Origin of the sequence: Rhodococcus sp. W8901 (assembly GCF_013348805.1) — a bacterium.
GTDB lineage: Bacteria > Actinomycetota > Actinomycetes > Mycobacteriales > Mycobacteriaceae > Prescottella.
The window spans coordinates 3,279,293-3,293,098 of the sequence record NZ_CP054690.1 but is presented as its reverse complement, the minus strand read 5'-3'; the positions used below and the strand labels follow the sequence as shown (position 1 = coordinate 3,293,098).

Sequence of the window (13,806 nt, the reverse complement as noted above, 5' to 3'; positions counted from 1 at the left end):
GACCGTGAGCCTGCCACCATTGCCGCACGGACGCCGGACGTTCGACGGATGTCGTGTCCGCATCGAGCGGATCGTCCGGGTCAGAGGTCGATGACGACGTCGTCGCGGGGCGTCGAGCAGCAGATCAGAACGTCGCCGGAACCGGGCGGGTCCACCGGATCCGGGTCGTAGTCGACGTCGCCGTTCATGATCGCGGTCTCGCAGGTGTGACACACGCCGGTGCGGCACGACCAGCGAACGGGGACGTCGCAGGCCTCGGCGAGTTCGAGGATGCTCGCGTATCCGGTGGAGTCGAACGGCACCGTGAGGCCACTGCGGGCGAAGGACACTGCGAGTCCCTGCGTCGGCGGTCCCGGCGGAGCGTGCGGTGGCGCAGACGGGGTTGTCGCGATGCCGGGGGTGATACCCGGGCCCGCGCCGAAGATCTCGGTGCGTATCCGCTCCGGACCGAGGCCCAGACCGACAAGGGCGCCGGTTACATCGTTCATGAATGCGGTGGGTCCGCACAGGTAGGCGGTGGCATCGCGTGGGGGATCGATTCGGGTGAGCAGTTCGGCGTCGATGTGCCCGGTGTCCGTGAAGTCGATTCCGGGGCGGTCGGTGGCTGCGGGCCTGCTGTAGCAGACGTGGAAGTGGCTGTGGGGCAGGTGGTTCAGCTGCTGCCGCACCTCGGTCGCGAACGCGTGTTCGTCGCGGCTGCGGGTGCCGTGCACCCACCACACCTCGCGGCCGGATTCCTCGTCTGCGAGTGCACGCAGCATCGCCAGCACCGGGGTGATCCCGACCCCGGCGGACACGAGCAGTACGGGAGTCTGCCCATCGGTCAGGAAGAACGTTCCTCGTGGTGCAGCGGAGGCGAGGTCGTCGCCGACCTGCAGTGCGTCATGCAGCTTGTTGCCGACCACACCGTGGGGCTCGACCTTGATGCTGATCCGATAGGTGGGAGCGCCGGGCTCACCGGACAGCGAATAGCTCCGCACCAGTGCTGATCCGCCGTCGTCGGACGCGATCTTCACCGTGAGGTACTGCCCGGGCAGTGCGGCGGGAAGGTCGGAGCCGTTCGGGTCGGCGAGCACGATGGAGAAAACGTTGCGGGTCTCCTGGCGGATGTCGGAGACGCGCAGACCGCGGAAACCCGGCCAGGCGGGCGGTGGTCCGGCCGCGGCGGGACTGAGCCCGACGTTGCCGCCGCCGGGACGGTCGGCCTGTCGGAGAAGCGAACGGAACGAGGTCTGCCAGCCCGGGCTCAGAGCCTCGATCCGGAGCGCCTTCTCGAGCTGTTCCCGGGGATGATCCGCGGTGTACAGCAGACGATCCGCGTCGACCACGGTGAGGGATTCGGGGCCGTCGGCGATCTTGACGATGTCCTGCCCGGCCTGCACGGTCCCTTCCTCGATGACGCGAAGGTAGAAGCCGGGCCGGCGATGCGCGACGAGAAGTGCGGCCATCCGCGGCTCGTTCATCCGCAGCCCGACCCGATAGCAGGTGACTCGTGGCTGGGTGACCTCGAAGACAGCCTCACCGATGCGATAGCGGTCGCCGATGCAGACGTCGTGGTCGGCGAGGCCGTCGACGGTGAAATTCTCACCGAACTGACCGTGGACGAAGTCGTCGCGCCCGAACTCCTGCTGCCAGTGAGCGTACGAGTCGAGTTGATACACCATGACCGCGCGCATCTCACCACCGTGCCCGGCCAGGTCGCCCTGTCCGTCCCCGTCGATGTTGAGGCGTCGAACCCTGACCGGTCCGGGCACCGGTGACTTCCAGATTGCGGTGTGAACCGTTTTACCGCGCCAGGGCACGTCCTGCGGCATTCCCACATTGATCGAGACCAGACGCCCGGTAATGGCAGGCTGTCCCATGTCTCCGACGCTAGTAGTCGTCGACGCGGTTCAGCGGTGAAGGGCGCGATCCGAGATGAACGAGCAACCTTCGCCCTGCCGAAGACGTTTCACCAGTGAAGGGTTCGACGACGCCTCCTGTGGTACGCATGACCGCATGGGGGAATGGGTGGGGCGGGAGATGTCGATCGCGATCGGCTCGGGTGCGGTGTGCGGAGGTGTGGTCGTGGCGGCGGTCGGCGGGCGCGCTTCGCGTCGTGTTCTGCGGCCGCGATCTTCCTGCTGATGTCGATGTGCTCGATGTGGGTGCTGTCCACGTCTGCAGGGGAGGCGTCACTCATGATGCCCGGTGTCGCAGTCGGTTTCGCGGCCGCAACCTTCGTCTGCACGCTCGCTCTCGCGCCGCGCTCGGCATCGAAGTCCGACACTTCACATGCGCTGTGGATTCCGCGGTGATGCGGATCGTCGGGCCACGGCGTCATGCGGAGGGGATCACGTTGTTGATTCCGCACGGGCCGTTCTCGCTTGTCTGGAACGTCGCTACTGGCGTTCCGGACTGGTCGAGCACGGTGTATTCGTCGAAGGTGTAGATGAACACGTAATCACCCCCGGGGCCGCATCGGTGGCCCACGTCGGTCGAATCGGGCAGCGACAGAATGATCTCCTGTACCTCGTCGGCATCGGCGATGCCCGATGCCGGGTGTACGAGATCGGTTCTGTCCTGTGCACTCCTCGAGTAGTGGCAGCGCCGGAGGGACACACCCGAGGACGGCTCCTGCTTGTAAGCGAGAAGCCATTCCTTTCCGTACAGCTCGTCGCGCTGCTTCGGCACCACATCACATCCGTCTGATCCTGTGGTCGTGTCGACGGCCGCCGATTCCGTCTCGCTCGCAGAGGGTGCAGGGGTCGTGCCTCCCGACGTGCAACCGGCGAGCAGCAAGGGGGAAAGCCCTCCCGCGATGGTCAGACCGACATGCATCGCGGCCCGGCGCACCGCGGTGCGAGTCTGGAACCGTTCGACTGAACTCATGATCGGCGACAGTAACGGGCCGCAGGGCGCCGCCCTCGCCATTCGGCGGTGAAAGGAACTCGGGCGCAGACGGAATTGCGATTTTTTCCGAATGTAGGGGCGGGCGCAGGCGGTCAGGCGCGGGCCGCAGGCTCGCCGAGTCGAGCCCGGACGCCGTCGATGAACAGGCCGAGACCGAAGTCGAAGCGGACGGCCGGATCGCCGTCGAGGAGTTCGTCGTCGGAGCCGAGGTCGGCGCCCGTCTCGGTGTCGGGCGAGGCGGGGGACCGAGTGAGTGCGCCCATCGCCTCCAACTGTGCGCGGGACTGCTCGTCGACGGTGTGTCCGAGCACGAAGTACAGCAGCGTGTAGGCGGCGAGCTCGGCGTACGGACGGGGCAGGCCGGCGCGGATCCCGGCACCGACGAAGCTCTCGCGGGCCAGGTTCGACGTCATCCGCGATGCGTAGGTCGCGGCCACCAGTTCGGCGCCGTCGCGGTGGGCGAGCAGCGCGCTGTGCAGGCGGTGGGCCAACTCCGCGATGCCGTCGTCCCACTGCGTCGACGACACCGGCGCGTCGACGTCCTCGAGGATGCGGTCCGCCATCGCCCCGAGGAGGGTCTGCTTGTTGGGGAAGTGCCAGTAGAGCGCGCCGGGCTGGACGCCGAGCGAGGTCGCGAGCCGGCGCATCGTGAGGTCGGCGAGGCCGTACTCGTCGAGGATCGCCATTGCGCCGTCGAGGACGTCGCCGCGTCGTAGCTGCACTGACTTCTCCTACTTCGATCGGCCGTTCGAGCGGGTTTCCTTTGACACTAATCGACCGCAGCTCTAACGTGAACGCCGTTCAACTTGTACGGCGTTCAATTCGTGACGTCGATCATGTTGCTGTATCCGTCCGGCCCGCTCCTGCGGGCTGTTCGAACCCGAGGAGTTGCAGTGACCCAGGCCCCCGAGCGGACCGACATTCTCGCCACCGCCCGTGATCAGGTGCTCGAGCGCGGCGAAGCGCTGTCGCAGGACCAGGTGCTCGAGGTGCTTCGGCTGGGCGACGACCGGCTCGAGGAGCTGCTGGCCCTGGCGCACGACGTGCGGATGAAGTGGTGCGGCCCCGAGGTCGAGGTCGAGGGAATCATCAGCCTCAAGACCGGTGGGTGCCCCGAGGACTGCCACTTCTGTTCGCAGTCCGGTCTGTTCCAGTCCCCGGTGCGGTCCGCGTGGCTGGATATCCCCAGCCTGGTCGAGGCGGCGAAGCAGACCGCCAAGACCGGTGCCACCGAGTTCTGCATCGTGGCGGCGGTTCGCGGGCCCGACGAGAAGCTGCTGGCCCAGGTCGCCGCCGGGATCGAGGCGATCCGCAACGAGGTCGACATCCAGATCGCGTGCTCGCTCGGCATGCTCACCCAGGAGCAGGTCGATCAGCTCGCGGCCATGGGTGTGCACCGCTATAACCACAATCTCGAGACCGCCGAGTCCTACTTCCCCAACGTCGTCACCACCCACACGTGGGATGAGCGCTGGGACACGCTGCGGATGGTGCGCGAGGCGGGCATGGAGGTGTGCTGCGGCGGCATCCTCGGCATGGGGGAGAGCGTCGAGCAGCGCGCCGAGTTCGCGGCCAACCTCGCCGCCCTCGAACCCGACGAGGTGCCGCTGAACTTCTTCAACCCGCGTCCCGGCACACCCTTCGGGGATCTGGATGTGCTGCCGGCGAGCGAGGCCCTCAAGTCCGTCGCCGCCTTCCGTCTCGCGCTGCCGCGGACGATCCTCCGGTTCGCCGGTGGACGTGAGATCACTCTCGGTGACCTCGGGGCCAAGCAGGGCATGCTCGGCGGAATCAACGCCGTCATCGTCGGCAACTACCTGACGACCCTCGGCCGTCCCGCCGAGAGCGATCTGGATCTGCTGGTGGATCTCGAGATGCCGATCAAGGCACTCAATGCCACCCTCTGACGTTGTGAGCGAGGCCGGTGCGATGGGCGACGAGCGCTACAACCCGTTCACCGGGCACCGAATCGTCGTCGGTGTCGATGACGAGGTGCCCGCGGCGGCACAACTGGGGCTCGAGCCGCCGCGATTCTGTGAGCAGTGCGGTCGACGGATGATCGTCCAGGTCAGCCCGGACGGGTGGTGGGCGAAGTGCTCGCGCCACGGCGTCCTCGACTCCGCTCTTCTCGGACGCAGGTAACGTCGCACGATGTGACGACATCTCGACGCCCGCGTCCGCGCGCAGCCCTGCGGATCGTGTGGTGGCTCGCCATCCTCGGCGCCGCGGCAGGTGTCGTGTGGGCGTTCCTGGCGCCGCCCGTCCGGATGCTCGTCGTCGCCGAGGACCGGGGCGTGGTGCTCACCACGGAGAGCCTGCACCGCTTCGACGCGATCGCGATCTTCGCCGGAATCGGCTCGGTTCTCGGGGTGTTGTCGGCCGTCGCGGTGTGGGGGATGCGCCGCTCCCGGGGTCCGGCCGCGCTGGCCGCGTTGGTGGGAGGTTCCGGGCTGGGCGCGGGCGTCGCGGCGCTCGTGGGCATGGGTGTCGCGCAGCTGCGCTTCCCGGACGTCGATTCCCCGACCGTCGGTGACGTCGTCGCCGCGGCACCGGGGCTGGTGACGCCGATCGTGCTCATCCTGCAGCCCCTTGCGGCCGCACTGATCTACCTTCTCCTCGTGTCCCTGAGCCCGTACGACGATCTCGGGATCTCGGATCACGAACTTTCCGCGGACGAATCGAAGCCGGACGTCCCCGTCGAGCGCTAGCCGGACGTCCCCGTCGAGCGCTAGCCGGTCGCGGAGATCGTCTCGGCGAGGAGCCCTGCGCGGTCGGATCGGGTCCGGGCGGGCGGCCTTCGGGATAGACTCCTCGGCATCCGCCGCTGGCACCGTCCTGGCGTGCTATCCGGCTCTTCGTGAGTAGTCACCGAACCTCGACCGATCCGTTCGCGTCAGGAGCGTACCGATCATGAGCGCGGAATCCGAGAACGAGAAGACCGACCCGACGGCCGGCAGCAGTGGCGAATCAGCCCCCTTCCGGTTCCGGCCGTACCACCACCCGGCCGCCGGCTGGGGCGCCGCCAAGAGCGTGGGCCGCGTGCTCGCCCGAGAAGGTGAGTTCCTCGACGGGCCGCGAGGCATCATGCGGATGAATCACGAGGGCCGCGGCTTCGACTGCCCGGGATGCGCCTGGCCGGACGATCTCAAGGGCCTGCACCTGGACATCTGCGAGAACGGGATCAAACACGTCACCTGGGAGATGACCCACAAACGAGTCGGCCGAGACTTCTTCGCGGCGCATACCGTCGGCGAGCTGTCGCGGTGGAGCGACGCCGCTCTCGAGGATCAGGGCCGTCTGACCGAGCCGATGCGGTACGACCCGGACACCGACCGCTACGTTCCGATCAGCTGGCCGGATGCCTTCGACCTCGTCGGCCGGGCCCTGCGTGAACTCGACGAGCCCGATCAGGCGGCCTTCTACACCTCGGGCAGGCTCGGCAACGAGGCAACGTTCCTGTATCAACTCCTGGCCCGCGAGCTCGGCACGAACAACCTGCCCGACTGCTCCAACATGTGTCACGAGGCGAGCGGCCGCGCCCTGCAAGCGTCCCTCGGCACGGGCAAGGGAACGGTGGACCTGAAGGATTGGGAGGTCACGGACGCGCTGTTCGTCATGGGCGTCAACGCGGCCTCCAATGCGCCGAGAATGCTGACCTCACTTGTCGAGGCCTACAAGCGGGGCGCTCAGATCGTGCACATCAATCCGCTGATCGAGGCCGCGGCCCGGCGCGCGATCATTCCGCACGAGTTCCTGGCCATGGCTTCATTCCGATCAACCCCCACCAGCACCTTGAACCTGCAGCCACGCATCGGCGGCGACATGGCGCTGCTCCGTGGGATGGCGAAGGTCGTCCTGGACGAGGCCCGCACCGACCCGAAAGCTCTCGACACCGAGTTCATCGAGCGCCACACCTCCGGGTTCGCGGAGTACCGGGCCCTGTGCGAGGCGACGTCGTGGGAGGAGATCGAGCACCAGTCCGGGGTCGCTCGCGCCGATATCCGCAAGGCGGCGCTGGTCTACTGCGAGGCCGACCGCAGCATCTTCAGTTGGTGCCTGGGCGTCACCCAGCACGATCACGGCGTCGACACCGCCCGCGAGATCGTCAACCTGCTGCTGCTGCGTGGAAACCTCGGCAGGGAAGGCGCCGGGCCCTCACCGGTTCGGGGTCACAGCAACGTCCAGGGCAACCGGACCTGCGGTATCGATCATCGTCCGACGGGGGAGTTCCTCGACCGGCTCGCCGCGGTCTGCGAGATCGACCCGCCCCGACGCCACGGACTGGACACCGTCGGCACCATCGAAGCCATGCACCGCGGCGACGTGTTGGTCTTCGTCGGCATGGGCGGGAACTTCGCGCTGGCCGCTCCCGACACCCCGTACACCTTCGCGGCGCTGCAGAAGTGCCGACTGACCGTGCACGTGAGCACGAAACTCAACCGCAGCCACCTGGTCCACGGCCGCGATGCGCTGATCCTGCCCTGCCTCGGTCGCACCGAGAAGGACCAGCAGCGCGCCGGTGTCCAGGCGACGTCGGTGGAGGACTCGATGAGCATGGTGCACCTGTCGATCGGGATGAAGCGGCCCGCGTCCCCGCACCTGTTGTCCGAGCCGGCTATCGTCGCGGGCATCGCCCGCGCCGCCCTGCCCGACAGCGCCACGCCGTGGGAGCGGTACGTCGAGGACTACGACCGGATCCGCGACACCATGTCCCACGTGCTCGACGGATTCGAGGACTTCAATCGACGAGTGCGCCTGCCCCTGGGCTTCCGCATCCGCCAACCCGCCCGCGAACTGGTCTTCGACACCCCCTCCGGGCGGGCCGAATTCTCCACCGCCACACTGCCGGATGTCGTCCCCGCCGAGGACCGGCTGGTCCTCTGCACGATGCGCTCGCACGACCAGTGGAACACCACCATCTATTCCGACAACGATCGCTACCGTGGTGTGAAGAACCTGCGCACGCTGATCTTCATGAACGCCGACGACATGCGCGAGCGCGGTATCGGCAAGTTCGACGATGTCGACATCACCAGCATCGCCCGCGACGGCAGCACGCGCTCCCTGCACGGCTACACCGCCATTCCGTACGACATCCCTCGTGGCAGCGCGGCCGGGTACATGCCCGAGATGAACGTGCTGTGCGCCATCGGTGACTACAGCACGCAGAGTGACCAGCCGCTCATGAAGAACGTCAGGATCACTGTTCGAGCGGCGTCGTGACCCGATCGGAACGCTTGTAGTCCGCGGCGTACATCTCGCGACGTACTCCTGGCCCGAGTGGCGGTGCAGGACGCGCATCAACTCGTCCGTGGCGGACCGCGCTGGGTGGGGTGACCCGTCGGTGGGGCCGAGCCCGCCGTGGTGGCGAGACAAATCGACCGGTGGGCAGATCGTGATCCGCACTCGGCCGGGCCGCCACGCGCGGGTGCCGGGCGGGTTGACCGTGTCGGTCCCACGGACGACGACCGGAACGACCGGCGCACCGGTGGCCAGCGCAACGCGCATCACGCCGGTCTTCCCGCGATACAGCCGTCCGTCGGGCGACCGGGTCCCTTCCGGGTAGATGCCCCACACGCCACCGGCCTCGAGGATGTCGCGCGCGGCCCGCAGCGCGCTCGCGGCGGCGTCGGCACCGCCACGGTCGATCGGGACCTGCCCGGATGCGGTGAAGAACCAACGGAGAAACCTGCCCTTGATCCCCGTGCCCGTGAAGTACTCGCGCTTCGCCACGAAAGTGATGCGGCGCCGGACCATCAGCACCAGGAAGAAGGAGTCCACGACCGCGAGATGGTTGCCCGCGAGGATCACCGGACCGCTCGTCGGGATGTGCTCCGCACCCTCGATCGTCGGTCGACCGAGGACCCGGAGAACGGGTCCGATCAGCACGTATTTGAACAGTCGATACCACACATCAGCCTCCTGTTTTCCCGCCCGCACTCGAGTAGACAGTGTCTACTCGCTTGATCGTAGCGCGATGGTAGACACTGTCTACATGGAGACGGTGCGTTCGCTGCGTGACGAGTTGGTGTCTGCCGGTGTCGAATTGCTCGAGGCGGCGGGGGCGTCCGGCGTCAGCCTGCGGGCGATCACCCGGCGGGCCGGGGTGTCACACGGAGCGCCGCGGCGCTACTTCCCGACGCACAACGCGCTGCTCGCCGCGATCGCTGTCGAGGGATTCTCGGACCTCGCGGTGCGGCTGCGCCCGTCGCTCGACGGATCCAGTGCCCCTGCGCGAGATCGACTCGTCGCGCTCGGGATCGCCTACGTCGAGTTCGCCCGCGACCGGCCGGCGATGTTCGAGCTCATGTTCCGGCACGACCTGCTCGAGGGTGCCGGGGAGAACCTGCGCGCGACGACCCTGCCACTCTTCGCCGCACTGCACGGGCTCGTCGAGGACGCGTCGAACGACACCGACGCGGGCGATCGCGCACTTGCCATCTGGGTGTCCCTGCACGGAACCGCTGTCCTCGTGGCGAACCGGAGTCTGCAACTGGTCGCCGGCGATGCCGTGCTCGAGGGTCTCGTCGGGCGGGTGATCGGTGCGCACCTGGTGCCGCCGACCTGAGGGCGCTGTTCCCGTTCTTGATCCCCGAGCACCGCATCCGGCCTTGTCCGGGGCGGCTGGGACGCTATCCGAGCCCGTCTCCGGTCACGATCGGGGGTAGTTGGACGACCTGTCCGGCATAGGCCAGTCCGGCGCCGAAGCCGAGCAGCAGCGCCGTGTCGCCGCGGCGGGCCTGGCCGGAACGCAGAAGCTGTTCCATGGCCATCGGGATCGACGCCGCGCTGGTGTTGCCGGTTTCGGCAATGTCCCGAGCGACCGCGACGGTATCAGGTAGTCCCAGTGTCCGGATCAGTGCGTCGGTAATGCGACTGTTGGCCTGGTGCGGCACGAAGGCGTCCAGGTCGTCGGCCGCGACACCGGACTTCTCCAGTGCGTCGCGGCACGCCTTCTCCAGGAAGGTGACCGCCCAACGGAACACGGCCTGACCGTTCATCCGGATGTACGGCCGCTCGGTGCGGCCCCCGTCGGCTTCGGCTGCCTCGACCTCGGCGAAGTACTGCTTGAAGTCCTTGTCCTGCTTGATCGCCGCGGTCTGGCTTCCGTCCGAACCCCACGCGACCGGACCGATTCCCTCGGCGTCGGACGGACCCACCACGACCGCGCCGGCACCGTCGGCGAAGATGAACGCGCACGTCCGGTCGGTCGGATCGAGCAGGTCGGACAGCCGTTCCACACCGATCACCAGGACATGGCGGGCCTGCCCTGCGCGGACGAGACCCGCGGCGTTGCCGAGCGCGTAGCAGAAGCCCGCGCACCCGGCGGAGATGTCGTAGGCGGCGGTGTCGTGCATACCGAGTTCCGTCGCCACCACCGCCCCCGCCGACGGCCCCAGCACCATCTGCGACGAGGTGGCCAGCACGACCGCGTCGATCTGCTCGGCCACCAGACCCGCGGCGGCGAGCGCGTCGCGGGCGGCCGCCACGCTCATCGAGACGATGGTCTCGTCGGGCTCGGCCCAGCCACGGGCCGTGATTCCGGAACGGGTCCGGATCCATTCGTCGGAGGAGTCGATGCGGTCGACGATCTCGGAGTTGGGGACCACACGTCGCGGCCGGTACACGCCGAGGCCCAGAAGGGCTGCGTGGGCGACGGGCTGTGCGGTGGCGATGGGGGCGGGCACGGCATCCTCTCCATGTGGACCGATCGGTTCACATGCTTCAGATCTAACATGAACCGATCGGTCCACACAACCGAAAGAGGCTCGAATGACCACAGCACGCCCGCGCGCTCGACTCCTCGCGAGCACCATTGCCATGGTGCAGGAGCTCGGGGTGCACGGTGCCGGACTGGCGGAGCTGCTCAAACGCAGCAATACGTCGCGGAACTCGCTGTATCAGCACTTCCCGGCCGGAAAGAGTGAGGTCGTGGAGACGGCCACTCGGATCGTGTCGAGGGTCGTCGGTTCGCATCTGAGTGCGATGGCTGAACGGCTGCCGACCGCGCCGTCGATCGACCGATGGTTGGACGACCTGCTCGCATTCTGGCGTGATCCTCTCGAATCCAGTGACTACCGTCTGGGCTCGTTCATGATGGCGGCGGCGTTGGACGAGCTCGATCCGGCGGTCCAGTCCGCCGCCGGACACGCGTTCACCGAGTGGACGGCATTGCTCTCCGGCGGCATGGTTCGGAGCGGGCTCGACAACTCGACCGCGCGTTCGATGTCGGGACTGCTCTTGTCGGTCATCGAGGGTGCGATCGTCCAGAGTCGCGCGCTCAAGTCGAGTGAACCCTTCGCTGCGGCACAGGACCAGCTCGGTCTGCTGCTGGGGCATCACCTCGCACCCCGCTAGGGGGCACGCTCTAGGGGTGCTTGCCCGCCGCGAACGCACTTGCGTGGGCGGCGATGTGGTCGCGGAGTCGCGTCACGGCCGGAGTGGGCCGGTAGTGGCCGGTCACGAGCCCGATGCTCCGATCGGGCACGCCCCTCAGGGGAATTGCCACCAGGTCCGGGTGCGGGGATTCGGCGGCCGGCAGTGCGGCGACGCCGAGCCCGTGCGCAACGAGAGCCCGGATCGTCTCGAACTCGGTGATCTCGAACGACACACGCGGCGCGAATCCGATTCGCGCGCAGGATGAGTCGAGAATCCTGCGAAGGTGGTACGACGGCGGACTCGCGATGAACGGCTCGTCCGCGAGTTCGGCGAGATCGACGCGCCTGCGGGCGGCGAGCGGGTGTCCGCGAGCGACGTGCAGGAGGAGGCGCTGGTGTCCCAGCACGGCGGCGGGCAGGTCGTCGGGGCAGGGGATCATCACCGCCAGGTCCAGTCGGCCGTCGCGGACCATCGCGGCAAGGGCGTTCCCGTGGTCCTGCGTCAGGTGCAGCCGGATCCGGGGCGCGGTGGTGTGGAAGTCGGCGAGCAGGGAGGGAATGCTCACCGGGCCGAGTGTCAGCGGGAAACCGAATCGCACGAGCCCACTCTCGGGATCCGCGTTGCTGCGCACCGCCGCGACCGCATCGTCGAGTGCCCGGACGAGGCCGTGGGTCCGCTCGAACAGTTCCCGCCCCTGCGACGTGAGGGCGATTCGGCGGCCGGCCGGCTGGAACAGTTGCACGCCCAGCGTCTTCTCCAGGGTCTTCAGTCGTCGGCTGAGTGACGACTGCGGTACGCCGAGGAGTTCGGATGCGCGGGTTACGTGCCCTTCTTCCGCGGCCGCATCGAAGGCAGCGAGCAAAGGCGCGACGGCGTCGACCTCGCCGGGCAGTGATTCATCCATATTCGGATCATAAAGTCACCAGATCATCATTGGACGGATGAGTTGCGCGTGGGCAGCCTTGCTGACATACCGGCGAGGAGAGGGGCACGGCATGGTTCAGGCGAGTGGCGGGGGATCGGACACCGGGCACGGAGGCGAGGTTCTCGACGTGGTCCTCGTCGGCGGCGGCATCATGTCCGCGACCCTCGGTGCACTGTTGGCGAAGTTGCAGCCGGACTGGTCCGTCGCGCTGCTCGAGCGTCTCGGGGAACTGGCAGGCGAAAGCTCGAACGCATGGAACAACGCCGGGACCGGCCATTCCGGGCTGTGCGAGCTCAACTACATGCCCGATGCCGGTGATCCGGCGAAGGCCGAGGACATCGGCCGCCAGTTCCACCTCTCGCGGCAGTTCTGGGCGTCGCTCGTCGAGGACGGTGACGTGCACGACCCGGCATCGTTCATCAATCCCACGCCGCACATGGACGTCGTGTTCGGTGAACGCGACATCGCCTATCTGCGTGAGCGATTCGAGACGTTGCGGCACCTACCGTTGTTCGCGGCGATGCAGTACACCGAGGATCCCGAGACCGTCCGAGAGTGGGCGCCGCTGCTGATGGACGGACGGAACGATGCCGAGGCGGTCGCGGCGACCCGCTACGAGGGCGGTAGCGACGTCGACTTCGGGGCGCTCACCCACACGCTCGTCCGGGTGATGACGAGCGGTGGGGCGCGGGTGCACCTGCGGCACGAGGTGACCTCCCTCGCGCGCGGGTCGGACGGCATCTGGACCGTCACCGGGTCTGATCGTGCGTCCGGGCGCCGCTTCCGGATCAGGTCGCGTTTCGTTTTCGTCGGTGCCGGTGGGTATGCGCTGAAGTTGCTGCAGAAGGCCCGGATCCCCGAGGTGCGCGGTTATGCGGTGTTCCCGCTCGGCGCCCAGTTCCTTCGCACCGGCAACCCCGCCGTGGTCGGCCGGCACGACGCGAAGGTCTACGGGCAGGCCGCAATCGGGGCCCCGCCGATGTCGGTGCCGCATCTCGACAAGCGGGTCGTCGACGGCCAAGCCTCGCTGATGTTCGGTCCGTACGCCACCTTCAGCACGAGGCTCCTCGAGCGCGGCAGGCTCACCGACCTGTTCACGACCATCCGGTTCCGAAACGTCGCGGTGCTGGTGGCGGTCGGAATCCAGAACCTGCCGCTCGTGCGCTATCTCATCGCCGAGCTGTTCGCCTCGCGCCGACGCAAGTTCAGTCAGTTGAGACGCTTCTGTCCCGGGGCCGATCCGGCGGACTGGAGTGTGGCGCAGGCCGGCCAGCGCGCCCAGCTGGTCAAACCGGATCGGCGCAGGATCGGAGTGCTGACCTTCGGGACGGAGGTCGTCGTCGGTGCGGACGGAACCATCGCCGGTCTGCTCGGTGCCTCGCCGGGCGCTTCGGTCGCACCGCCGCTCATGGCAGACGTCCTCGACAAGTGCTTCCCGGAGAAGCGCGCGGAGTGGGAACCGTTGCTGCGCAGGCTCATGCCGGGTCTCGGTGCGGCCGGTGAGCGTGACCAGCAGGTGGTCGACCGCAACCTCGAACGCACGGGGCGCTCGCTGCGTCTGTTGCGGCGATCGGAATGACGATTGCCTGCCGATCTTCATGCCGACGCGT

General features: G+C 67.9%; 13 protein-coding genes and 1 pseudogene. 8 read left to right on the top strand and 6 right to left on the bottom strand.

Features of this window, described 5'->3' with window-relative positions:
• Positions 1–80: 80 nt before the first annotated feature.
• The gene (locus tag HUN07_RS15525) at positions 81–1,862 is read right to left on the bottom strand and encodes an MOSC domain-containing protein (protein ID WP_174910766.1); all 1,782 of its coding nucleotides are present in this window, start codon (positions 1,860–1,862) and stop codon (positions 81–83) included.
• Positions 1,863–2,006: 144 nt separating this feature from the next.
• Between HUN07_RS15525 and HUN07_RS15520 the strand changes: the two genes are divergently transcribed.
• Complete coding sequence (locus HUN07_RS15520) at positions 2,007–2,297, top strand: hypothetical protein (protein ID WP_174910763.1); 291 nt, start codon at positions 2,007–2,009, stop codon at positions 2,295–2,297.
• A gap of 22 nt (positions 2,298–2,319) precedes the next feature.
• Here the strand turns inward: HUN07_RS15520 and HUN07_RS15515 are convergent, their stop codons facing one another.
• Positions 2,320–2,913: a hypothetical protein gene (locus HUN07_RS15515; protein WP_174910760.1), complete on the bottom strand. Its 594-nt coding sequence runs from the start codon at positions 2,911–2,913 to the stop codon at positions 2,320–2,322.
• Between the two features lie 71 nt (positions 2,914–2,984).
• Entirely contained in the window at positions 2,985–3,614 is a 630-nt protein-coding gene (locus tag HUN07_RS15510; RefSeq protein ID WP_174910758.1) for a TetR family transcriptional regulator, read from the bottom strand.
• Between the two features lie 171 nt (positions 3,615–3,785).
• Here HUN07_RS15510 and bioB point away from each other — a divergent pair, with 171 nt between their 5' ends.
• The 4 genes from bioB to HUN07_RS15490 all read left to right on the top strand — a co-directional run bounded on the left by bioB (position 3,786) and on the right by HUN07_RS15490 (position 8,115).
• The gene (gene bioB / locus HUN07_RS15505) at positions 3,786–4,799 is read left to right on the top strand and encodes a biotin synthase BioB (protein WP_114724493.1); all 1,014 of its coding nucleotides are present in this window, start codon (positions 3,786–3,788) and stop codon (positions 4,797–4,799) included.
• Complete coding sequence (gene bsaP / locus HUN07_RS15500) at positions 4,786–5,034, top strand: biotin synthase auxiliary protein BsaP (RefSeq protein ID WP_114724492.1); 249 nt, start codon at positions 4,786–4,788, stop codon at positions 5,032–5,034. The genes bioB and bsaP overlap by 14 nt, the downstream gene beginning before the upstream one ends.
• A gap of 11 nt (positions 5,035–5,045) precedes the next feature.
• The gene (locus HUN07_RS15495) at positions 5,046–5,600 is read left to right on the top strand and encodes a DUF2567 domain-containing protein (RefSeq protein ID WP_254622531.1); all 555 of its coding nucleotides are present in this window, start codon (positions 5,046–5,048) and stop codon (positions 5,598–5,600) included.
• A 202-nt stretch (positions 5,601–5,802) separates the two neighbouring features.
• Positions 5,803–8,115, top strand: a complete 2,313-nt coding sequence (locus HUN07_RS15490; RefSeq protein WP_174910755.1) for an FdhF/YdeP family oxidoreductase — start codon at positions 5,803–5,805, stop codon at positions 8,113–8,115.
• Here HUN07_RS15490 and HUN07_RS15485 read toward each other — a convergent pair.
• Positions 8,093–8,805: pseudogene (locus HUN07_RS15485) on the bottom strand (lysophospholipid acyltransferase family protein). The gene HUN07_RS15490 and the pseudogene HUN07_RS15485 sit on opposite strands and share 23 nt — an antisense overlap.
• A 64-nt stretch (positions 8,806–8,869) precedes the next feature.
• Here HUN07_RS15485 and HUN07_RS15480 point away from each other — a divergent pair.
• Positions 8,870–9,460 carry a TetR/AcrR family transcriptional regulator gene (locus tag HUN07_RS15480; protein ID WP_217487134.1) on the top strand — a complete coding sequence of 197 codons (591 nt, stop codon included), beginning with the start codon at positions 8,870–8,872 and terminating at the stop codon, positions 9,458–9,460.
• Between the two features lie 64 nt (positions 9,461–9,524).
• Here the strand turns inward: HUN07_RS15480 and HUN07_RS15475 are convergent, their stop codons facing one another.
• Positions 9,525–10,580, bottom strand: coding sequence for a beta-ketoacyl-ACP synthase III (locus HUN07_RS15475; protein ID WP_114724488.1), 1,056 nt, complete (start codon positions 10,578–10,580; stop codon positions 9,525–9,527).
• 85 nt (positions 10,581–10,665) lie between these two features.
• Here HUN07_RS15475 and HUN07_RS15470 point away from each other — a divergent pair, with 85 nt between their 5' ends.
• Positions 10,666–11,250, top strand: a complete 585-nt coding sequence (locus tag HUN07_RS15470; protein WP_114724487.1) for a TetR/AcrR family transcriptional regulator — start codon at positions 10,666–10,668, stop codon at positions 11,248–11,250.
• A gap of 10 nt (positions 11,251–11,260) precedes the next feature.
• Here the strand turns inward: HUN07_RS15470 and HUN07_RS15465 are convergent, their stop codons facing one another.
• On the bottom strand, positions 11,261–12,175 hold the full coding sequence (locus HUN07_RS15465; RefSeq protein WP_174910753.1) for a LysR family transcriptional regulator: 915 nt from the start codon (positions 12,173–12,175) through the stop codon (positions 11,261–11,263).
• A 91-nt stretch (positions 12,176–12,266) separates the two neighbouring features.
• On the opposite strand from HUN07_RS15465, the gene mqo reads away from it, so the two are divergent.
• Entirely contained in the window at positions 12,267–13,775 is a 1,509-nt protein-coding gene (mqo, locus tag HUN07_RS15460) for a malate dehydrogenase (quinone) (RefSeq protein ID WP_174910750.1), read from the top strand.
• The last annotated feature ends 31 nt before the right edge of the window (positions 13,776–13,806 follow it).

Bases quoted from the DNA above. Each gene is read 5' to 3' on its own strand.
- HUN07_RS15525 (WP_174910766.1), bottom strand. From the start codon at position 1,862: ATGGGACAGCCTGCCATTACCGGGCGTCTGGTCTCGATCAATGTGGGA.
- HUN07_RS15520 (WP_174910763.1), top strand. From the start codon at position 2,007: ATGGGTGGGGCGGGAGATGTCGATCGCGATCGGCTCGGGTGCGGTGTG.
- HUN07_RS15515 (WP_174910760.1), bottom strand. From the start codon at position 2,913: ATGGCGAGGGCGGCGCCCTGCGGCCCGTTACTGTCGCCGATCATGAGT.
- bsaP (WP_114724492.1), top strand. From the start codon at position 4,786: ATGCCACCCTCTGACGTTGTGAGCGAGGCCGGTGCGATGGGCGACGAG.
- HUN07_RS15490 (WP_174910755.1), top strand. From the start codon at position 5,803: ATGAGCGCGGAATCCGAGAACGAGAAGACCGACCCGACGGCCGGCAGC.
- HUN07_RS15480 (WP_217487134.1), top strand. From the start codon at position 8,870: ATGGTAGACACTGTCTACATGGAGACGGTGCGTTCGCTGCGTGACGAG.
- HUN07_RS15470 (WP_114724487.1), top strand. From the start codon at position 10,666: ATGACCACAGCACGCCCGCGCGCTCGACTCCTCGCGAGCACCATTGCC.
- HUN07_RS15465 (WP_174910753.1), bottom strand. From the start codon at position 12,175: ATGGATGAATCACTGCCCGGCGAGGTCGACGCCGTCGCGCCTTTGCTC.
- mqo (WP_174910750.1), top strand. From the start codon at position 12,267: ATGGTTCAGGCGAGTGGCGGGGGATCGGACACCGGGCACGGAGGCGAG.